The organism is Phyllobacterium phragmitis (genome assembly GCF_002980495.1).
GTDB classification, from domain to species: domain Bacteria; phylum Pseudomonadota; class Alphaproteobacteria; order Rhizobiales; family Rhizobiaceae; genus Paramesorhizobium; species Paramesorhizobium phragmitis.
Genome location: NZ_PVBR01000008.1, coordinates 151,812 through 171,435 on the forward strand (window position 1 = coordinate 151,812; position 19,624 = coordinate 171,435).

A 19,624-nucleotide genomic window follows, 5' to 3' on the forward strand; every position below is an offset into this window, starting at 1 on the left:
TTGCTCAGGCTGAAGTTAGCGTGTCACGCAGAGCAATGATGCTATGCGAATTTAGCAGTAGCGACGCAGTCCCAAGTGTTTCAAGAAATACTGCTGATATCTCGTCACCATTCACGCGCAGCGTGTGTCCGACGCGAGTCAGCCGCAAATCCAACTCGTTGAACCCGGCAAGGTCGTCGTGGTGGTGTGCGCCGCCGCACCTATTGGCCACATAACGGATCGTCGCCTCGCGCGAGATGGTAAGGCCAGCGACGCCTAAGCAAGGCTGTAGCAAGAACTTCGACAGTTTGATGTCTGCAAGGACGTGCGTACAAGGAGAGCTGGCGACCTGTCTTTCGAATTGCGGCCGGTGAGGACTATTGGATCCTGGTTCCCGGTAGACGAAGTGCGGACGGACAGTTGCGAACCCCAGTTGATAGCCGCCACAGGCAAAAAGGACCGCCTCCTCGATTGGAATGCCGTCCAGCAAAGGTGCCCGTACCTGAATAGTCTGGCCCAGCTGATGGGCAGCTTGGGCGAGCGCACCATCAAACAGAAATCGTAGGGAGAGGCTGGCGCGAAGCGCCTCTGGCACGCCCGGCTTGGATGCATTGAGGAGTTCCTCGAGTGTATTGAGGTGGATATCGACAACCTCAGCGCGTCGTATAAGCACGTCCATATTCTGCGTTGATGTCCCCCTACCGGAAATGGATCTCATCGGGTTCGTCCACCTATCTAGGCGCTAGGTTCAGACGCCCGTTTCCACATCGGCGCACCGCTGCCATAGTGCAAATCCCTGTCAGCGCGTTCGGTGTAAAAGGCGTCCAAGCCAGGGTATGGCAGGTCCTTCTTACGTTCCTTGGCGCCGTATTGGACAACGGCTCGCTGCCACTTGAAGTCGAGATTTGGGCCGCTCTCGACGGACAGTCGCCCTTCACTGAGTCGATAGCTTGGAGTGACGAACTCCCGAACATAATCGCACACTAAATTCGCAGCTCGCGTAAGTTCAAGCATAAGGTCCTCGACTAAATCGACGTGAAAATCATACCTGCCCAAAAGATCATTGTATTTTTCCTCATTCCATTCCGGAATTTTATAAAACTTCCTTGTCATAAGCTCATCGTCACCAAACGGTTCAGCGTATTCACGAAATGTTTCCTGAAAATCTTGGAGGATAAGGCGAAAATTGTTCAAAGCGCTCTCCAGCCTTGGATAGCGGCCCGGCCAAATCCGATTCAAAAGCCATTTTCTCAGCTTGAAAAGATCGTCGTCAACTTCCTTCCATATGCTTGGCTGTCCGTGAGAGAGAAGAGAGCTGCTCCAACTTGACCATTGGTCCAGGTGCGCAAGCCTCTGCCACTCATCGATCATACCGGAATAATATTCGTCATCTTTTTGCTTTTTCTCATCATAGCTCAACTGAGATTTTACCCAATCCTCGTGCTCCTTCTTCATTCGAACTAGATATTCGACGGAGTATTTTTCCGGCTGACTATCAACAATCTTGTGGTGAATGCGGCAAAGGAGAATCAGGTTTCCGTAACTGTTGCGTCGCTCGATCGGCATTGTGGGGTCGGCACGCGGCCCGTCGTCGCTTTCCGCCGCGATGTGGCAGTTCTCTCCAATGAGGGTGGCGTCATCGGTTTCCGTCTGGTCCTCGTATAGCTCGATTCGGCAACCCGGCTCGGAACACCGGCATGCAGCGCGTCCCCAGAGCATTTTGTGTGTCTTTATGGAAATCGACATGACTGCTGAAATCCTCCCGCTCGCATAGTTCCCAGATTGCCTATTGTTCCTGTATTGTTCTACATTCGCCAGTTCGGCGCAACAGTTGAATCCACCTGCTGGGGGACTTCCTTTGGTCGGCAACACCGTAACGATTACCATCCCGGACATAGAGAACATGCCCGACGACGAGTTCGCCTGTTTCGCCCGGATGCACGATGGCCGCTGGAGCGACCAGACTAAGGCGATGATGCACCGCTTCGGAACCGGCAAGCTCAACCTCAATCGGGCTTGGGCAGGCGCGACGCAGGCCTGGAATTGCCCATGCTGCAAGAGGACAAAAACGGAAATTGCCCGGCTCACGTCTTCAGGCGTCCTCCTATGCGCGATCGAGTCTCACCACGATCATCTAGGCGACACGGCCGGTGACCGGTTCAAGACGATCATCGGCACCAGCGAAGACCGTGAATTCACCATCCAGCGCGAGCATGCCAAATGCGGGATGCTCCAGTTCGTGGAGCGCTTCCAACGGACGCTGATCTGCATTGACTGCAATGTCGCCGAGACCGCCGCCAAAGACCTTCTGGGCAACGTCAACGACGACACCTTCATTTTGCGCAAACGCGAGTTCAGTTTCTCCCCGCTGGAAATCGCCGGCTTCATCAAGCCGGCTGCGAACAAGGTGCATCAACTGGACGCAGATGCCGTCCGCTCGACGTGGGAAAGGGTAAAGCCGGACATTATCGATCGCATGGATTTCTGCGAACGGATGGCCCGGCGCTTCGTCAACGGGAAGAACCGCCGGGAGGTGGCGGTGGGCACCCGTGAGCGGCTGGAAATGGATGATCACCTCGTCATCATGGAACAGGTCAGGGAGGCACTGCCAGAGCTTTCCAGAGGCAACAGCATCGCAACGCGGGTGATGATCCGATCGGTTGCCAGAGACGCAGTGCGGCACTCTGATAGGCCGAAGACGAAGCCGGCGACCCGAGCGATTACCGATGCGGAATATGCGAAGGTCGACGCCGCCAATGCCGACCAGAAACACTGGCCCAAGGTCGATGAGAACTGGCGCTGTGCATGCTGCCAGCGGACAAAGCGGGAGATATGCCGACTATCGAACAAGAGGCTATGGCATGCCAAAATCCATATTCTCCGGGACTGGATCTTCGATGCGACGGAGCCGAATGCTCGATACTGGAGAGCTCCGCTGGAGAACACGAATCTCATGATCGTGGACCACGTCCCGTCGCTGGTTTGTCAGGACTGCCGTCACGTCGTGTCGGAAATCCAGAGGATGGATGACAGCGTGGACTGCAACGCCCTGACGATCGCCGACATGGCCGAGTCGATCACCGCGATTGCGCCGCACCAGCTACACGACATCGACTATCAGTTCGCCATGCAGCGGGCGCACGACAACGGTGACATCGTAGCGGCCGTCGAAGCCTACCACGCCCATGAACAAGATGTCCGTTTCCAGATGGAAAGGATCAAATCGTTCATGAAGCGCCACCGCTGCCCAATCGAGGATGCGCGGAACACCTTCGCCTACGAGTATGCCAAGGCGGTGGACGTGGAACTAGAGGAAGGCCACGCATTCATGGATTGGATGATTGCCGAGGGAAGGCGATTCGAGAAGCGCCGAGGTTCTGAGTAAGAAGACTTTGGCGTCCGGTTGCGCTCCAATCAACTTGAAGAAGGGCTGCCAGCGCCCGAATCGGCGAAGCGAAGTTCAGTTTGCAAAGGTCGAAATCGTGCTGTTTATGCTCCAGTCGGCCCGATCGGATACGCTGAACGACGGCAACGTCCGCTTTCCAGTGAGTATGTTCCGAGTGCGGACTGACAGCTGCCGGGACATTCTGCGTTGCGGCACATCATTCCGAATTCGCACCCAAATAGTCCTAACACGACTTGGACGCGGTCGCTGTGCGTGCAGTAACAAAGCGACGAGCCAGCAAGAAGGAAACGAAATGCGCAGACTTGTCCTTTCCGTCGTCGCAACACTTCTCACCTTGCCCGCATCTGCGGACACACGAACTATTTGCACCCTTGTCGCTGACGCCAACAGTGGACAGACTCTGGTTGAAGAGGGCGATTGCGCGCAGCGAATGTCACCCGCATCCACCTTTAAGATCACTATCGGCCTCATGGGGTTCGATGCCGGTATTCTCAAATCGCCCTCGGCACCGGAACTCCCATTCCGTGAAGGCTATATCGATTGGCGGCCGGAGTGGAAGCAGGCGACTACGCCGTCGCGCTGGATGAAGCATTCGGTCGTCTGGTACTCGCAGCAGATCACTCAACGGCTCGGCGAAAAGCGATACAAAGCCTATGTCGAGAAGTTCGATTACGGAAACCGGGACGTTTCGGGCGACCCGGGTAAAGCGAACGGTCTGACCAATGCGTGGCTCAGTTCCTCGCTGCAGATTTCGCCGGTTGAGCAGGTGGAGTTTCTACGCAAACTCGTCGGCCGCGAATTGCCGGTCAGCGAGGCGGCGGTCACCAATACGGCGGCAATCTTGGACTATGGCGTGCAGGACGGGGGTTGGCAGCTCTACGGCAAGACCGGTGCGGGGCTACCGCGCGGTGCCGACGGGCAGGTGGTGAAAGGCCAGCCCTTCGGCTGGTTCGTTGGCTGGGCACAGCGGGACGGCCGCACCATCGTTTTCGCCAGGCTCATCCAGGACAGCAACCGGCAGTCCACACCTCCAGGTTTTCGGGCGCGCGACGGTCTGATAGCTGATCTATTGGGCACGGAGAGCCCACTGAACTGACTTCAAGCGCGGATGTGCCTGCTCCTTCATTGGGGCAGGTCCTCTCGGCAATGGTGGGTGCATGAATATCGATCTTCTCCGCGACTTCATCTGCCTTGCGGAGACGCTGAGCCTCACCCTTGCGGCCGAAATCCGGCATACGACTCAATCGAACATCAGCAAGCGGCTCCGCCGCCTTGAGGAATCCCTTGGCAAAGCGCTTGTCGATCGCCGCAGCCGCCCCATGCAGCTAACCCAAGCAGGCCAGGACTTTCTGCCAAAGGCGCGCATGATCCTTGAGGAACTCGACGCCTTTCGCGGCTCAGAGGCGCCATGGAGTCCGAGCGAAGGCGGCATGACGATCGCCATGCCGCATAGCGCGACAGTCTCTATTTTTCCCCGTTTCAAGGAACGACTCTCGCATCAGATGTCGGATGTGTTCTTTGCGCCGCGCATTGCCAATCAGGACACGGTCGCGCAGATGCTGGCGCGATCCGAGATCGACCTCGCCCTCGTCACCCGGCATCCCCGTGTACCACCGGCGGAAGAGCTTGCCGTGTTTCGGCCGGTCGATATTGCGCGGGATCGGCTCGTGATTGTCGCGCCGCCAGGCATCCCGGATGCCGAAGAACGGCCGCTCCACGTTTCACACCCGCTGACTTACATCGGGCGCATCTGGAAGACCTGTCGGGGCAATGTGCCCACAACGCGGGAAATCCCCCATGGAATGGCCGCCGACATTCGCGCCCATTGCCTCGCTGGCGGAGGCCGGGGCGTTCTGCCGGAAACGCTGGTCGAAGCGGACATCGCGGCGGGACGGCTCTTGGTCTACCCCAGCAAAAGCGATCTAAGCTTTGTAGTTTCGCTTTTTGCATCTCCCCGTGCTTCCCGTCGAGCCAAGCGAATATGGCAGCTTGCGGCAGATTGGGACGATCAAAAATCTAAGTAATTTCGCCGACGGGAAGCCTTATGCAGAAGATTATCATGTGCCTAGGAAGCCTCGCGATCACGGTGGCATGTGCGGGAACGGCCGAAAGCAATCTTGCCGACGTGATGCGACCACAGTCGTCTGCTTTCACAGAGACCTTCGATGCCGAAACCGAAATGCGCGCCTGGATCACGGATTTCCGCCCCCGTGCGTTGGCGCGAGGGATTAGCCAGACAACGTTCGACCGAGCTTTCGCTGGCGTGCGCTACAACCCGGAGGTTATAAGACGTGACGGCAATCAGGCTGAGTTCACAAAAACAATCTGGGACTATTTGGACGCTGCGGTGTCGGATACCCGCATCGAGAACGGCCGCGCTACGTTAGCCCACTACAGCACTATACTTAACCAGATAGAAGCTGAATATGGTGTCGACAAGGAAATTCTTGTCGCCTTCTGGGGCATTGAATCGAACTACGGCACCCACAGGGGCGACTTTCCTGTTGTCGAGAGCCTGGCAACGCTTGCCTATGAAGGTCGCCGTGCCTCCTTTTTCGAAGAACAGCTCATCGCTGCACTCAAGATACTGCAGGCAGATGACGTTGAAACTTCGGAAATGGTAGGCAGCTGGGCTGGCGCGATGGGGCACACCCAGTTTATGCCAGACACGTTTCTGAGCTATGCGATTGACTTCAGTGGTGACGGACGGCGCGACATTTGGTCAGATGATCCTACAGATGCGCTGGCTTCGACATCAAGTCTTCTCGCGCGGGGCGGCTGGCAAAGAGGCCAGGTTTGGGGACTGGAGGTCAGCCTGCCGCGAGGCTTCGACTACGCACAAATCGGCCGGCGAAACCAATTGCCAGCCTCCGCGTGGGCGGCGCAGGGGGTACGTTCTGTGGACGGGAAAGTTTTCCCTCCAGGGCAGGCATCAATCCTACTGCCCGGCGGAGCCGAAGGCGCAGCCTTCCTAGTTTACCGCAACTTTCATGCGATCCGGCGCTATAACCCCGCAGATAGCTACGCCATTGCCGTGGCGCATCTTGCGGACCGGTTGAGAGGGCTGGGCCCGATCCAGCGCATTCCCGCCAATGTCAGCCGCGCACTGAGCCACGAAGAGCGACTGGAATTACAGGAGCGGTTGACGCGGGCAGGGTTTGACACGAGGGGTACCGATGGGAGAATTGGCCCAAATACTGTCAAGGCTATCAGGGCTTACCAGCGCTCAGTCGGATTGATTCCGGACGGCTTCGCGGATGAAAGGTTGCTTCGGCGGCTGCGCTGACCGCACAGGAACTGCCTTTGCTACCAATCTGGAGCACATCGGCGGCAGCAATGCGCCTCCATCCCGGTCTTTGAACTCACCATGGCGGTGCTCCAGAAGCGGACATCTGTAACCAGTGGCTACCGCACTGTGAGACAAGCCTGGTTACACGCCGGTTCCTTCGAACTCCCTTAGCGCTATGTCAGTCGACTGAATAGTTAAAGGTGCCGCACAGTCCGGGGCTGTTGATGTCCTTTGGCTCCTTCGATCCCTCGAAGACGGCTACTCCAAGCAGCGACGCCCCGAACGACAAGGATTCATGGAAGACCAGATATTTGGCTGCCTTGCCGCAAAGCGTGTTGCCGTTGAGAAGCGTGCCGGGATCCTTTGCGACCTTGAACACCTCGGCAGTCACTTTCTTGCCGTCGACGTCATCCCACTGACGCCAGGACGCGCCAACGGACGTCAACTGGGCCTTTTTGCCGTTGCCGAAAGTGATTGTCATCTTGCTTCCAGGGGTCGCGAACTGATTGTTGCCGGACAGCCGGATTGCACCAGTGATCGATTCCGCAGTGCGGCTGTAGGGTTCGAATTTCCGTTTGTCCTGCCAAACGTGGTGTTCGATAGCCGATTGCGCGAGGACCGGTCCCGATAGAAGGGATGCCGCTATAGCAAGGGCTAGCGGATATCTGTGCTGCAAAGCCATCATTCTAAGAAGCATGCTCAGTCATGGCAGTTTCCACCAGGCCGATCATGTCTGTTTCGTCCGGAGTCTTCCTCCGGGAGCCGCCAGCCTTCCATGTTTCGGCGATGATGCCGTCTTTCCCTAGTTCGGCGCAGACTTTCCTTGCGTCTGTCCGGCGAAGCATGAAGGTCTCCAACATGGGTGGCCAAACCTGCGAGAAGGGGAAAGCGCAGCCGTTTTCCTTCAGCTCGTCTTGAAGCCATACCTTAGCTTGCTTCCTGTATTCGGCGACCTGAGTGTCAATCGGCGGAACAGCGTGCAGGTCGGCAACCGAGAATATGCTGCCCTGTCCAGTTTTCGCTTCCAGCAGTGCCTGCTTCGCCTCAAGCCTCCGCATGCCGTGCTCTTTCATTGCGGAGTACTCGACCTCCCGATAGGCCTCCACCCCCTTCACGTTCCTTGAGCCGTATACAATGCAGAAATGCGTGCGGTCCGCCAATTTCTCGATTGGGGTCGAAAGAACGTATCGGAAATCCCCTGCCTTCTTGAACTCCTCTGCGAAGATTGCTTGCACCGCCTCGTCCCGGGGGAGCGAAGAAGCCTCGATCCGAGCCTTCCAATCTTTGCCGAGAATGCCGTCGAAAGTGGCGGCGATCCTTGGATTGTCCCACGCCGTGAATCTGTTCACGAAGTCGAACATGTAATTCAGCAACACCTCGCCGGGCGTGTGCTTCATGATCCTTGAGATTTTCTCGAATTCGTAGCCCGTCCATCCGGTAGGATCGATGAAGGTCAGGGCAAACGAACTGCCGACCACTTTCATGATCTCGTCGACGGCATCTTCGAAGCGGCCATGAAAGGTGTACACATAGAACTCGTTGGCCGGATCGTGGTGCTTCGTCACGGCCGCTTCGAGCTTGGCGTAGGAAGAAGCCTTTTCTTCGACGAAGAAACACCGGATCCGTTTGCGCTTGCCTTGCGCCCGCATCTGCTGCTGCACGTCCCTCAGAACGCCGATCGCGATCATGAAAGATGTGTCGGAATAATCGGAAGTCTGCGATTCCCACGGGCCGGAGAAGCCGTCCACGTATGTCAGCGTGGGATGACCGCCCTGCAGAAGCTTGAAGGCCAATGTCTGAAGATACTTCCTCAGGATGATGTGCTTGGCTTGGGTCTGTTCCCGATCCCGATAAACGTTCATCTCACCCTGGCTGGAAGGTTATTCTGCAGCGACAGAAACTATTCCTTGGCTTGGTTCTTCAGACGGTAGCTGATTCCATTCGAATCCGTCGAGTGTTCGACCCCCGGACTTCGGGCGTATTCCGCCCCATTGCTTGAAAAAGAAAGCAACTCCGGCTTCCACGCACTGATCACGGACCTCCCTGACCCAGTCAGGAAGCATCGGCCGTGCCCGTGGGCCGCTCTCTCCGCCAACGATCACCCAGTCGATTCCGTCTAGGTTCATTTGACCCATCGGCCCAATCAGGGGTTCAACAGACAGGAATTTTATGGAAGCGTTCATTCCCTGCATGTGACGGATGCGGGATTTTCTCGATCCGTCCTCGACCGATGTTCCAAGCCATATGTGCGCAGGCGCGGCTTCGTCCTTGTAGCGCCTGTTCACATAGTCGCGCATGCGGGAACTGCGTTTGGTCAGAATCTGGAAGGTATGCCAGTCCGCACGCTCCATGGTGTCGAACACCCTGTCAACGAATGGGAATGGCACCTCCTTGTGGAAGAGATCGGACATTGAGTTCACGAAGATCATCTTCGGTGACTTCCATGCCAGAGGCTGCTCAAGTCGTTCCGGACGCAACAAGAGATCGAAGCCATGCTCGAATGGGTGCCCGGGAACGCCACGGAAGCGCTCTGAGAACCGCTCCGCATAGCAGTTGTCGCAGCCTGCGCTGATCTTCGTGCAACCAGTCACCGGGTTCCACGTGGCATCTGTCCACTCGATTGCAGTTGTGCCAGCCATCGTACGCCCTTGGAACATAAAGAGAACATATGCTAGCCAAACAAGGTTAGCAACCGATTAAGATTCGCGTCGCGAGTGGCTCCGACGATGGCCTTTCACCCTTGTCGCCCCTCTTCCCCATCACCCCTTTTCTCAATTCCCTTCTTTCTCCCGCCGTCATATATCGGGACCGGGCATTGGGGAATATTCATGAAAAAGCTACTTCAGCTCGTCATTCTCGCCATCGTTGTCGGGTGGCTGGTCAATCGGTTCGGCGGTGATGACGATACTTCTCCGGTTCAGTCGACGGCCACAAACTCTGAAACCAACGTCAGTACGGCCGTCAGCGTGCCCAAGGCCTGTGGCAACGGTGGTCGGGTTGTAGACGACATCGTTGCGGTCACGGGTGAGTACGAACCACGGGCGACCCCTGAGCAAGACGGTGCCAAGATCAAGAACGTCAAGGCTTCGGAAGCACTTGGAAAGACGCACTACCACCAGATCGATTCCTCGACGACTGTGCGCCGCCTTTGCGATCACGGCAACTGGACGGAAGTCCGGATCGTCACCCCGGAATGGCTGACCCATGTTCAAGGCTGGGTGCCGACGAAGGTGTTGCGTGTTATCGAGCGCACGGCCGCCGGCGGCCGCGTGTATGTCGAAGACGATTTCTTTTGGGATGACGACACCTCGAAGTTCAAGCCGGAGATCGTTGCCGTCGTGAACCAGATCGCCCGCGAGCACGACGGGTGCTCGACGATTGACACGGGGACAGTCGCCAAGTCGCCTTCCCGAAGCAAACCCGGCGATCCGGTTTTCTTCGTGACCTGCGGGTCCTCGCAGCCCTTCAACGTCTGGTTCCGGCCGGGGGACGCGAAGAAGACATTCAAACCCGTCGCGGCTATTTCTCAGGGCGATGCCGTGCTTGCATGCGAGAAGGCAGCCAAGGCGGCGGCGACGCATCCTTCGACCGTCGATTTCTCCCGTTTCCTGGACGTTGCCTATTCCGCCCGCCCGGTCGGCCGAGTTTCATTGGATTCGACGTTCACGGCGAAGAACGCTTTCAATTTTGAACTCAAGTACCGGATTCGATGCCTATTCGACGGGAGTACGCTCATCGAAAGCCAGATTGTGGAGTCGGACTAGAAATAGATGACCGCAACTAATCCTCTTTCGGGGATGCCCCCTTGCCGAGCCTTGGAAATACGCTGTTCATGTCGTTCCAATAGATCATTTCTCCCCTGCGATCGGACAGGAAGGACGGAGCATTGCCTGCGGCCCTGAGAACCACTGCGAAACGTTCGGTGATCACGGTGACCGACCGCCATCCGCTACACACGCCCGCCGCTGCCTCGGGAAACGGTTCGGTGGGATAGAGATGCCTGCCTCGGAGGTTCACGTAGATAAGTAGGTCAACGTCACTGCATTGGTCGGCGTATTTTTGAGCCTTCTCCTGGCATCGATCCGAGATCATTGCCGCATATTCTCGAGGAGGAATCGGATTGCTCGAGATGACGCCCGGCTCGAAGAGGTCGTCGAGGCGTTTTGCCCGTCGTATGCGGTCCGATCGCTACTTGATTTCAAGGTTCCTGGGGCGGTCTTTGTCGAGAATCTCGGTCACCTGAAATCGGGCATCGCGGAACCAGGCATCGATCGGCTCCGGACCGCGCTTGGTGATCTCTTCTTCCCGATAATCCAGTCCGAGCACGCGCAGAAGTCCCGCCACGGCGGTTCGCTCCTGAAGCTCCTGACCTTCGTTAGAGAACAGTTCGACGGCTTCCTCAGCGTCTCGGCTGAGGCGTTTCAGGTATTCCTTTTCCGAATTTGACATTGGCCATGTTCCTCCTGGCACATGGCGAGACTCAAGTCTGCCGCCGTGTCACTCTTCATAGTCCCAGTTCGGATCGATCGAGCCGAAATCGATCACTACACGGATGGGAGTGATTTCGATCCGCTCAACAATGGGTTCCTCCTCAATTTCGCGCTGCATGGAAATCGTCATTGGAATCGTGACCGTTTCCTCGGTTTCATGACTGTCTGAACCAAGGCTCACGTAGTCCCGATCAACGCTGTCGTGCACGGAGTAGGAGAATGTCCCCTCGAAACTGACGATCGCCGTTACGGAGAGGGTGAAAACAATGATCTCCGAGGAGGCATACAGAATCCTGGGGTCGACTTCGGCATTCATAGCCCAGTGCTGCAGGGACGGATCGATGTTGTCGATCTCGTATTCCAGGGATGCATACGCCTCGACCTCCGGGTCGAACTGCTCGAGAAACAGCTCGATGGCTCTCTCCATCTCATCATGCATATCAGCGGCATCGGCCTTCCGCAGCATTTCGAGAGCGCGACCGACTGTTTTCCGAACCTCGTTGCTCACATTGAAATGGTCGAGGGCGGTACCAAGCTCGGAGACAACCACGAGGCAATCCGATTGCTCCGCGAACTTTCTCCAGTCTCCATCAGCGCTGACTAACAGAACCGACGTCTTGTTCGCGGTTGCCCATGCCTCAAGGGACAGCAGAGCGAGAGCATCCGGGAACTCGCTCTTCTTGGCCTCCTTCTTCGAGAATGGCGGCTCCGTGGCGAAGTACCGCCTGATCACCTCGTCGTGCGAGACGAGACCTTCAACCTTGACGATCTCAGGTTCGGTCTCGTCGGCAAAATCGTCGAAGAAGACTTCCGCGAACGCCTCTGGCGACTTCGGGAGACCAAGCAGTTCGTCCACTGCCCCTATGTCGGGGTCGCATCGCCATCCTTTTCGGACCTTGTTCAGCGCGATCCTGAGCTCGGTATGGGATTCCGTGGCCATCGCCGTGATATGCGACTTCACCTCGTTTACGACGATCTCGGATAGCAGGAACCTGGTCCCGGTGCCTTTGAACTGTGATAGGCCCCGCAGTGCTCGAACGTTCAGATTGCATTGGTAACGGTCGAAGGCGGTGGTATCGAGTGAGATCGCACCGATCTTGCCGGAAAGCACGAGTTCGCCAAGCTGGTCTTCTCCGACTGAAGGCATTCAGGTCCCCGCTTCCTTGGTCAAATTCGGCTTTCTGACCTCCCACGTGGAAACCAGGAATGTCGCCATCGTCCCGGACAGATTGACGGCGAGTTGCGCGTGTCGAGCAGCTGGCTTCACCCGCTTCGGCCCGGGGCTGTGTGCGTCGCTGATCTTGTTCCGCAGCGACCCAAGGGATTCGACGACGGATTGGCAGCTCCCGAGAATTTGCTTGAAGACGGGTTCGGTGTGACCGTCGGGGGCCAGGTTCAGTATCTTCGCCAGTTTCCGGTAAAGGACTGGGAGGTCGTCCTTTTCCTCGAACGTCTCCCCTGCCTCGACGATGATCCACTTGCACACGTCCTCGAGCAGCGTTCTAGCGAGTGTGATCGCTCCTGCGGGATCGGTATCCCGACGGTCTAGCGCCTGGGTCCATCTGGCATGCACCGTGTCCGGGTCGAAGTCGGCGAGCGCCTGCGAGATCGCGTCATCCGCTGGACTGCCGAGGGCAGCGGGCTGCACCTCGTAAACGGGACTGCCTGAGAGCCGACGGACGATGATCAGCCGATAACTATCATGACGAAGGTGGTCATTGATCGCCGCGGCGAGTTCTGTCTGAGCCTCGGGCGATTGCGTGAGAGGGCTGGTGACTTCCTCTAGGAACCGGAAGAATTGCCTTTGCGAGCATGTCAGATATCCGACCGCCTCAAGAACTTCTCGGTTGCTCCAGTCGAAGTTCCGCACAATCGCGTTGAAGAGATCGTCGTCCAAGGTGTGTTCTGACGGCGTATTCTCGAAGATGGAAGACATTCGGCTTGTCGGCCATACGCGGCGAATGAAGTCCAAGTCCTGGAATTCCGTGCTGAAGGGCCGCTTGTCGAAAAGCGCCATGATGCGGCGACGGGTGAGCTCGGAAACGCTGGCTTGGTTGGTTTCCTGAAGCTTGGCCAGGGCCTCGGACACGTCATAGGAGTCGACTTCTTCAAGAAGGCGCTGAGCGATCGGGATCAACTCCGCCGCCGATTTCTCGATCAGTCGCCGCTCCGCATATTTGAATTTGCTCTTGAATGACTCCTCGCGATCCCCGTCTCGCAGTCCGAGACGGCTGCAGAGGGACGGCACCTCGTTGGCGCTGAAATCGTATATCGCACCTGCCAATGCATTTCTAAGCTGCTTGACAGCCGCCGTCGGATATTGCTGCGCTGCTTGCTGTTTCACACCCCGACCCCCTTTCTCCGCTCAATTTACACGCAGACTTGGCGGCCGTGCCAGTGAAAGTCACTCTTGTCCTTGACTCTTCTGTTCTATTTTTGTTCTACGCGACTTCAGAAATGGAGGCAGTCATGTCCGAGCCTGCGAGGCCGTCGGCCTCGCGCCACGCGTGATCGCGATCCACGACCGGCTGGTCGCTCCGCACGGGTTCCAGCCGGACGGCACACGGCCTGCTGTATGGATCGCGCCGACCTGAGCAAAGACGCGGCTCTGCTTTGCGAATGGCTTGGCGAGATGTCGGCTGATCTCTGAACATCGGTGCCGGCATCTCTAGGTGCTATTATCAAGGTAGGCATCCAGACCAACACCGTGACGGGCAGGAGGCGTGGAGGGGAAACAACTGCTCGGGACTCAACCGGCTGGTTCACCTGAACGTCCGCTGTCCGGCAGAAAAATCTATTCGGGAATGGCCGCAATGGGCTCTGTGACGACGATGCCCAAGCCGCCCGGGATGTCCGCAACTCAAGGGCGGCCGCTGGGAGCCGACTGTCTGGTTGCGGCCCCGATACGGCCATGCCTAAGCCTGTTCGCTGATAGAGGCGAAGGGGACTGTGGCGTGTGATCGGCGGTATACCGGTAGAGCTATCCCGCTTGTGAGAACCACGCCTCATAGCCAAAGTATCTATCTAGTTGGTAATTAAATCTGTAATCGATCAGTTTGTGCGGCAATTGGCGGTGTTTGGCGAAACGGGAGGGATTCGAACTGGTTACTCGCGCAAACTTTCGATGGAGCACGTTAAACGATTGGCTACGCTGAACGGGCGTGCCAGGATCGCAGCTATGCGCTCGACTGGCACGCCCGTTTTTGTCATGCACCGATAATCGACCGGCGCACGGCCAGCGAAAACTCAGCCAGCCTGACGGGCTCCGAACGGGTTCGCCGTCATTCCCATCGCCGCGCTCGATCCGCCCCACAGTGCGGCGTCTCCCGCGGTCCCCGCGCTTATCGGGTCCGGGTCCCCAACGCTATTCCGCAGCGGGCCTCATGCCGATGCTGTCAATCTCAGCAATCGACCGAAACTCGCTCAGGTACTCATGGCGGTTCTGCTCCAGCCAGCGCGCCACACGCGGATTGGAGAGCAGCTTTGTGACGTAGCCCTTCGCCACCGTCAGGTGCAGGTTGTCTATACCAAAACTCTCTTCGACCGATTTCACCTGGCTTTGCAGACTCGCGAGTTCCCGTTCCATCCGGGCAATCTGTTCCGAAGTAACTGGGTTGCCACGCGTTGGCTTCTTTTTGCGTGGGTCGACCAACTGGCTTTCAGGTGTTGCCGCCAACAGCGCCTTTGCGAACATAGTCGAGAAGTTGTTCTGCCCGATCATCAGGTCGGCAGCCTCGACCTGCCGGATCGGTGCCATCTGCCGCAGGATTTCGAAGGACTGCATCGGGCAGTTGGTTTCCTTCAGCATCTCAACGGCTTCCGAGCAGATTCCATCGAGCATGCGGAACCGGCGTCGGATGGTGCTCACATCCAGTTCAAGGGCTTGGGCAATTTGTTCAGCAGGAACACCACGGTCCATTGCACGGACAATCATGCGGTGCTCCTGGACTGCTGATAGCCGATTGATGCGCTTGTTATAGGTGTACGCTTCGTCGTCAGTCGATACGAGGCATTCGACCTCATCGCTGCCGATGTCTTTCAAAGCCTCGATACGCAGCAGACCATCGAGAAGGAAGAAAGTACCTTGTTGCTTGGGGTCCGGCGTTACGACAGGTGGCTCGACCAGCCCGATCGCTCGAACCGAGCTGAGAATCTGAGTATACTTCTTGCTCTCCTTTGCACCGGGACGCAGCGACTTCAGCGGAATGATCTGAGCGAGTTTCAGCAGGACGATATCGCGCTCAAATCCGAGCTGAACGCCGGACCCATTGTTTTCGCCAGTCATGATAGCGCCCTTCCTTCGATCCGCATCTTGAGAGCGCGCGGCATCGTCTCCAGCCGCTCGGCTCGCAGTAACGTCGTGAAGCCTTCGTCGGAAAGAAGGTCTTTGAGCGCTTCCACGATGAAGAGAAGCTTAGCTTGGGCATAGTCAGACTTCTTGACGAGGATGCGCTGTTTCTCTGCCTCGTTCTGATATAGCCGCATCAGATCAGCCGCCGTGATCTTGCGGCGCGGCGGGGTTCTGCCGAGGCCACTATCCTTGATGCTTTTGTGGCGCTGCATACGCTGATCGAGCATACGACGCACCTTTCCAACCTTCTTACCCTTGATTTTGCCGGCAGCGTAGGCGTCCATCAGGACGTTTTGAACCTCACTGTGGTCCGCACGGGCGATATCGATCGCGAAACTGACTGGGATGAGGCCTGTCTCGACGGCGGAAACCAGCCGTTCCTCACCATTGTTGAGAAGGACGACGATCATGTTGACGTAACTCGCCGTCACTCCGATCTTTCGCGCGATATCGGCATCGGAGTAGCCTCGTTTGTGCAGGCTGCCAATTTCATGCATGAGGTCAATCGGTCTGTGCTGCCGTCTCGCTATATTCTCCACGAGGCTCATGACGAAACACTCAGCTTCGGAGGCATCGACTACGATGGCCGGTATCTCAGTCTCACCCAGCATCCGGAAGGCTTCGAGCCTGCCCTCTCCGCAGACAAGATCATAACGCATCGGCCCTGAACTGGGCCGTGGGCTGACGGTGATCGGCCTCTTCAGACCCACCGCCTCGATGTTGCTGACGATCTCCCGATGCACCCGTTTGTTTCGGGCTCGCGGGTTGAGGACGTTGATCCGTGCGATGGGGATCATCTCGATATGCTGATTGACGGTGCGAGACATCAGGCAGCCTCCGTAACGATCTCGGGCCTCAGAAAGTTGTAGAAGGGTTCGAGGGATTCGAACCGATAACCGTCGAGGGCGAGGCCGTTCTCCTCGGCGAGCTTCAGCTTTTCGGAAGCAATGTCGATGCGCGGCAGAAGGTAATAGTCGAGTGGGGTCTTGTTGGCTGCGTCCATTCTGACAGCGATGGTGATGTCGGGTTGAAGGCCAGCGTCGAAGCGCAGGCGCCAGCGGTAGGAGCCGCCGGAAGTATGATGGCATCGCGCGATCACCACAGATATGGTGAGTTCACCGTTAACCGAAATAAGTTCGGTCTCGGGGATGGTATGGAACTGGCACCCGACCGCCTCCAGACAGCCGAGGATTTTGGTAAGGACGTCGGGGTGAAGGGTACGCAGGTGACGGTTGATCTCGACATACCGATAGTCCCGCTTTGGCGTATAGCCGACCAGCTTGTATGCCTGAAGCAAACTCCCGAACCGCGAGCTATAGGCGCTGCTTGAAGGCAGTCCCTCTGCCTCGTCGATGATCAAGCCAGAGAGCAGGCCTTTATCCTGGCGGAGCTTTTGCAGCGCCTCCAGCATCTCCTCATCGGACAGCCGGAAGGATCGCTCTCGAATGATCGTTTGCGCGGCATCGAAAAGGTGGTGGTCGACAATCGCAGGAAAGACGCCATCTGCACGGATCCACATGTCCGGGCTGTTGCGGACGCGCTTCTTCTTCAGCTTGAAAGAGACACGATTCCACACATTGTTGCCGATGTATTTTTCGTTGATCAGGATTTGGTGCACCGTGCCTCTTGTCCAAGGTCGGCCAAGATCCGTGACGATGCCGCGGGCGTTGAGTTCGTCTGCGATCTGCCGCTCGGGGATGAGGTCTTCGACGAAGCGTCGATAGATCTTACGCACAACGGCGACCTCGGCGTCGGGGCCGGCAATCAGAACGACACGGTCAGTCTGGATGCTCTTGTGTTCGCCATGAGCAAGCTCGGCCTTGAAGGCGCCATTCTGGTCAATCAGTGCGCGGCGCAGCCCGTATCCTGCGGGCCCACCTTGGCGATGGCCCAACTCGATCTGTCGGCCCTGACCGGCAAACACCTTGACCGAGAGCTCACGGCTGTGTTCTCCGGCCATCGCCCGCTTGACGCCTTTGACGATTGTCGCGATCGGGCTGCCGTCGTTCTCGAACTGCTCCGCGCAATATTGAACGCTAATTCCGGCCCGCTTGCAGATGTACTCGTAATAGGCGCCTTCATCTGCGTCCTGAAAGCGGCCCCAGCGACTTACGTCATAAACGAGGATAGTGTTGAACTCGGCCTGTCCGCTTTCGACATCTTCTATAAGCCGTTTCAGTGCGTCACGCCCGTCGAGGCTAAGGCCGCTTTTACCTTCATCGGCATAGGTTTTTACAATGTCGATTGCTCGAGCGGCTGCATACTGGCGGATCGCGTCGGCCTGATTTTGGGTCGAGTATTTCTGGTGGTCGGTCGACATCCGGACGTACTCCGCGGCGCGGACGCGTTTTTCTGGCTGCGCCTCGTTATCGGAGTGATGTCCATTCCGTTCGGCCACGACGTTGCGTCCTCACTCGGCTTTGGTTCCGAGGAAACGCCACGCGACACCTCGACTTGCCACAATGATGGCGGCCAGGGTCGCGCCTGCCGCCTCCGCATCGTCATCAGTCTAACTGCTGAGGAGCGGAAATATGTTTCCGAAAAAGGGCAAGAAGTTGCACCGTGGTCCACAAAGGCAGGGCAGGGACGATGAATTCAGGCAAGCTGTGGCCGCGGCGTTGAAAAACGAACTCGGGACAACACATCAGGCAACCAAGACTGTGATGCGCTGGACCGGTGCGAGCGAGAGGACCGTGAAACACTGGTTTGCAGCAAGTCATGCTCCCAGCGGCTATCATCTGGTAGCCATTGCGCGCCATTCGGATGCGGTGCTGATGTGCTTTCTGCTCGCGGCAGGTCGTCCTCAACTATCGGTAGGATTGCGCTGGAACAGCGTACGACCAATGCTCGTTGAATTGCTCAATGCGATAGATACAAATGGCGCACTGTGAAATACCCAGTCGATAGAGGCGTTCCTGCTTCGTGTCGCTCAGCCGAAAAATCCTTAGGCTTTTCTGCACCGGCAGCAGAAGGGTGCCAAGGCGGTGCTTAAGAACAGTGTGTCGGAGCAATCCATGCCACGATCCTCCGGAGAATCAGCTATTTTTCCGATGAATCCTTGAAAAACCCATCATGATAGGTTATTTGGTTTCATGGTCACGATTTACCGTGCGTACGGCCTGCGCATCGTCATCTTCACCGACGACCATGAGCCGGCCCATGTGCATGTGTTTGGCGACGGTCACGCCAAGGTCAATCTGATCGGTGCCGATGGCGGGCCGGAACTGATCTGGGCCGAAGGCATGAAACGCAATGAAGTACGCCGCGCGATGAATGTGGTGGCCGAGCAGCAGGCCGATTTTTTGGCTCGTTGGAGAGACATACATGGCTGAACTGACTGATACCGCAATCGACACTGCCCTGGAGCGGGGCCGGGCAGCGCGCGCAAACGAGCCGCGTGCTGCCGCAGCGCGCTATGATCGGGTCTCCGGTCGTGTGATCGTCGATCTCGAGAACGGCTGCACCTTCGCCTTTCCGCCGCGTCTGGCTCAAGGGCTCCAGGATGGATCCGACGACCAACTCGCTGCCGTAGAAATCCTTGGCCAAGGCTATGGATTGCATTGGGAGGCGTTGGATGTCGATCTTTCCTTGCCTGGCCTGATGGCCGGTATCTTCGGCACTAAAGCTTGGATGGCCCGTCGCGCCGGACAGGCCAGGTCCGAGGCTAAGGCCGCTGCCGCTCGCGCGAACGGGGCGAAAGGTGGTCGCCCCCGTAAAACGGCAAGCTAAGCTGAGCTTGATCGCTTACGCTGCCAGTTTTGGTATCTCATGTTCGATCAATCGCAGGAATCGGGTGTTGCGAGCCCCCGCAACCACTCTAGAGCACGCCAGACCGCTCTATTCTACGATCCTCTACGACACGCTATCCCCTTGAATCGGTAGGTTCAAATCAGGTTTGGACCGTTTCTAGGCAGCCGCCGACCGACCTCTTGCGTGACCCGGGTGATGGTAGCTCCTCCAAAAAACGAGAACGCCTGACCGCCTCCGCTTTTTCGCCCGGGCCGACGGCAGCTTTGCGCCCAATTTCGGTCGTTCGTACCACAGTAGGCTAACCTCGAAAGCTGCCCTAGGTTCGGCTGGCATCGAAAGTCCAACATTGATGGATTGCG

The 19,624-nt window shown here is 57.4% G+C and carries 18 protein-coding genes and 1 pseudogene; 8 read left to right on the plus strand and 11 right to left on the minus strand.

Going from position 1 to position 19,624, the window contains the following annotated elements; translation table 11 throughout:
• Positions 1 to 4: 4 nt before the first annotated feature.
• Positions 5 to 697, minus strand: a complete 693-nt coding sequence (locus C5748_RS13035; protein ID WP_146119517.1) for a hypothetical protein — start codon at positions 695 to 697, stop codon at positions 5 to 7.
• Between the two features lie 17 nt (positions 698 to 714).
• On the minus strand, positions 715 to 1,725 hold the full coding sequence (locus C5748_RS13040) for a hypothetical protein (RefSeq protein ID WP_105742366.1): 1,011 nt from the start codon (positions 1,723 to 1,725) through the stop codon (positions 715 to 717).
• A gap of 112 nt (positions 1,726 to 1,837) precedes the next feature.
• Between C5748_RS13040 and C5748_RS13045 the strand changes: the two genes are divergently transcribed.
• From C5748_RS13045 to C5748_RS13060, 4 genes are all read left to right on the plus strand, one after another.
• The gene (locus C5748_RS13045) at positions 1,838 to 3,364 is read left to right on the plus strand and encodes a hypothetical protein (protein ID WP_105742367.1); all 1,527 of its coding nucleotides are present in this window, start codon (positions 1,838 to 1,840) and stop codon (positions 3,362 to 3,364) included.
• A gap of 313 nt (positions 3,365 to 3,677) precedes the next feature.
• Positions 3,678 to 4,481, plus strand: coding sequence for a class D beta-lactamase (blaOXA, locus tag C5748_RS13050; protein ID WP_105742368.1), 804 nt, complete (start codon positions 3,678 to 3,680; stop codon positions 4,479 to 4,481).
• Positions 4,482 to 4,542: 61 nt separating this feature from the next.
• A complete protein-coding gene (locus C5748_RS13055) occupies positions 4,543 to 5,409 on the plus strand; it encodes a LysR family transcriptional regulator (protein WP_105742369.1) in 867 nt (288 codons plus the stop codon).
• Between the two features lie 20 nt (positions 5,410 to 5,429).
• Positions 5,430 to 6,671 (plus strand): lytic murein transglycosylase, encoded by a 1,242-nt coding sequence (locus C5748_RS13060; RefSeq protein WP_105742370.1) that lies wholly within the window; start codon positions 5,430 to 5,432, stop codon positions 6,669 to 6,671.
• A gap of 181 nt (positions 6,672 to 6,852) precedes the next feature.
• On the opposite strand, the gene C5748_RS27885 is transcribed toward C5748_RS13060, so the two are convergent.
• The 3 genes from C5748_RS27885 to C5748_RS13075 all read right to left on the minus strand — a co-directional run bounded on the left by C5748_RS27885 (position 6,853) and on the right by C5748_RS13075 (position 9,313).
• Positions 6,853 to 7,155: a hypothetical protein gene (locus C5748_RS27885; RefSeq protein ID WP_146119518.1), complete on the minus strand. Its 303-nt coding sequence runs from the start codon at positions 7,153 to 7,155 to the stop codon at positions 6,853 to 6,855.
• A gap of 205 nt (positions 7,156 to 7,360) precedes the next feature.
• Positions 7,361 to 8,536 carry a three-Cys-motif partner protein TcmP gene (gene tcmP / locus C5748_RS13070; RefSeq protein WP_105742372.1) on the minus strand — a complete coding sequence of 392 codons (1,176 nt, stop codon included), beginning with the start codon at positions 8,534 to 8,536 and terminating at the stop codon, positions 7,361 to 7,363.
• A gap of 18 nt (positions 8,537 to 8,554) precedes the next feature.
• Positions 8,555 to 9,313, minus strand: coding sequence for a DUF5131 family protein (locus tag C5748_RS13075; RefSeq protein WP_105742462.1), 759 nt, complete (start codon positions 9,311 to 9,313; stop codon positions 8,555 to 8,557).
• A 189-nt stretch (positions 9,314 to 9,502) separates the two neighbouring features.
• On the opposite strand from C5748_RS13075, the gene C5748_RS13080 reads away from it, so the two are divergent.
• Positions 9,503 to 10,438, plus strand: coding sequence for a hypothetical protein (locus C5748_RS13080; RefSeq protein WP_105742373.1), 936 nt, complete (start codon positions 9,503 to 9,505; stop codon positions 10,436 to 10,438).
• A gap of 16 nt (positions 10,439 to 10,454) precedes the next feature.
• On the opposite strand, the pseudogene C5748_RS28885 reads toward C5748_RS13080, so the two are convergent.
• From C5748_RS28885 to C5748_RS13115, 6 genes and pseudogenes are all read right to left on the minus strand, one after another.
• Positions 10,455 to 11,123, minus strand: a pseudogene (locus C5748_RS28885) (DUF1780 domain-containing protein).
• A gap of 48 nt (positions 11,124 to 11,171) precedes the next feature.
• On the minus strand, positions 11,172 to 12,311 hold the full coding sequence (locus C5748_RS13095) for a PIN domain-containing protein (RefSeq protein ID WP_105742376.1): 1,140 nt from the start codon (positions 12,309 to 12,311) through the stop codon (positions 11,172 to 11,174).
• Complete coding sequence (locus C5748_RS13100; RefSeq protein ID WP_245429079.1) at positions 12,312 to 13,301, minus strand: abortive infection family protein; 990 nt, start codon at positions 13,299 to 13,301, stop codon at positions 12,312 to 12,314. It lies immediately after the preceding gene.
• A 1,227-nt stretch (positions 13,302 to 14,528) separates the two neighbouring features.
• On the minus strand, positions 14,529 to 15,449 hold the full coding sequence (locus C5748_RS13105) for a plasmid partitioning protein RepB C-terminal domain-containing protein (RefSeq protein WP_105742377.1): 921 nt from the start codon (positions 15,447 to 15,449) through the stop codon (positions 14,529 to 14,531).
• The gene (locus C5748_RS13110) at positions 15,446 to 16,342 is read right to left on the minus strand and encodes a plasmid partitioning protein RepB C-terminal domain-containing protein (RefSeq protein ID WP_105742378.1); all 897 of its coding nucleotides are present in this window, start codon (positions 16,340 to 16,342) and stop codon (positions 15,446 to 15,448) included. The genes C5748_RS13105 and C5748_RS13110 overlap by 4 nt, the downstream gene beginning before the upstream one ends.
• Positions 16,342 to 17,913, minus strand: a complete 1,572-nt coding sequence (locus C5748_RS13115) for a recombinase family protein (protein WP_280953482.1) — start codon at positions 17,911 to 17,913, stop codon at positions 16,342 to 16,344. The genes C5748_RS13110 and C5748_RS13115 overlap by 1 nt, the downstream gene beginning before the upstream one ends.
• Before the next feature lie 133 nt (positions 17,914 to 18,046).
• Here C5748_RS13115 and C5748_RS13120 point away from each other — a divergent pair, with 133 nt between their 5' ends.
• The 3 genes from C5748_RS13120 (at position 18,047) to C5748_RS13130 (ending at position 19,244) form a co-directional block, all read left to right on the plus strand.
• Complete coding sequence (locus tag C5748_RS13120; protein WP_105742380.1) at positions 18,047 to 18,406, plus strand: hypothetical protein; 360 nt, start codon at positions 18,047 to 18,049, stop codon at positions 18,404 to 18,406.
• A 201-nt stretch (positions 18,407 to 18,607) separates the two neighbouring features.
• On the plus strand, positions 18,608 to 18,847 hold the full coding sequence (locus C5748_RS13125) for a DUF4160 domain-containing protein (protein ID WP_105742381.1): 240 nt from the start codon (positions 18,608 to 18,610) through the stop codon (positions 18,845 to 18,847).
• On the plus strand, positions 18,840 to 19,244 hold the full coding sequence (locus C5748_RS13130; protein ID WP_105742382.1) for a DUF2442 domain-containing protein: 405 nt from the start codon (positions 18,840 to 18,842) through the stop codon (positions 19,242 to 19,244). The genes C5748_RS13125 and C5748_RS13130 overlap by 8 nt, the downstream gene beginning before the upstream one ends.
• The last annotated feature ends 380 nt before the right edge of the window (positions 19,245 to 19,624 follow it).

Bases quoted from the DNA above. Each gene is read 5' to 3' on its own strand.
- C5748_RS13035 (WP_146119517.1), bottom strand. From the start codon at position 697: ATGAGATCCATTTCCGGTAGGGGGACATCAACGCAGAATATGGACGTG.
- C5748_RS13040 (WP_105742366.1), bottom strand. From the start codon at position 1,725: ATGTCGATTTCCATAAAGACACACAAAATGCTCTGGGGACGCGCTGCA.
- blaOXA (WP_105742368.1), top strand. From the start codon at position 3,678: ATGCGCAGACTTGTCCTTTCCGTCGTCGCAACACTTCTCACCTTGCCC.
- C5748_RS13055 (WP_105742369.1), top strand. From the start codon at position 4,543: ATGAATATCGATCTTCTCCGCGACTTCATCTGCCTTGCGGAGACGCTG.
- C5748_RS13060 (WP_105742370.1), top strand. From the start codon at position 5,430: ATGCAGAAGATTATCATGTGCCTAGGAAGCCTCGCGATCACGGTGGCA.
- C5748_RS27885 (WP_146119518.1), bottom strand. From the start codon at position 7,155: ATGACAATCACTTTCGGCAACGGCAAAAAGGCCCAGTTGACGTCCGTT.
- tcmP (WP_105742372.1), bottom strand. From the start codon at position 8,536: ATGAACGTTTATCGGGATCGGGAACAGACCCAAGCCAAGCACATCATC.
- C5748_RS13075 (WP_105742462.1), bottom strand. From the start codon at position 9,313: ATGGCTGGCACAACTGCAATCGAGTGGACAGATGCCACGTGGAACCCG.
- C5748_RS13080 (WP_105742373.1), top strand. From the start codon at position 9,503: ATGAAAAAGCTACTTCAGCTCGTCATTCTCGCCATCGTTGTCGGGTGG.
- C5748_RS13095 (WP_105742376.1), bottom strand. From the start codon at position 12,311: ATGCCTTCAGTCGGAGAAGACCAGCTTGGCGAACTCGTGCTTTCCGGC.
- C5748_RS13105 (WP_105742377.1), bottom strand. From the start codon at position 15,449: ATGACTGGCGAAAACAATGGGTCCGGCGTTCAGCTCGGATTTGAGCGC.
- C5748_RS13110 (WP_105742378.1), bottom strand. From the start codon at position 16,342: ATGTCTCGCACCGTCAATCAGCATATCGAGATGATCCCCATCGCACGG.
- C5748_RS13120 (WP_105742380.1), top strand. From the start codon at position 18,047: ATGTTTCCGAAAAAGGGCAAGAAGTTGCACCGTGGTCCACAAAGGCAG.
- C5748_RS13125 (WP_105742381.1), top strand. From the start codon at position 18,608: ATGGTCACGATTTACCGTGCGTACGGCCTGCGCATCGTCATCTTCACC.
- C5748_RS13130 (WP_105742382.1), top strand. From the start codon at position 18,840: ATGGCTGAACTGACTGATACCGCAATCGACACTGCCCTGGAGCGGGGC.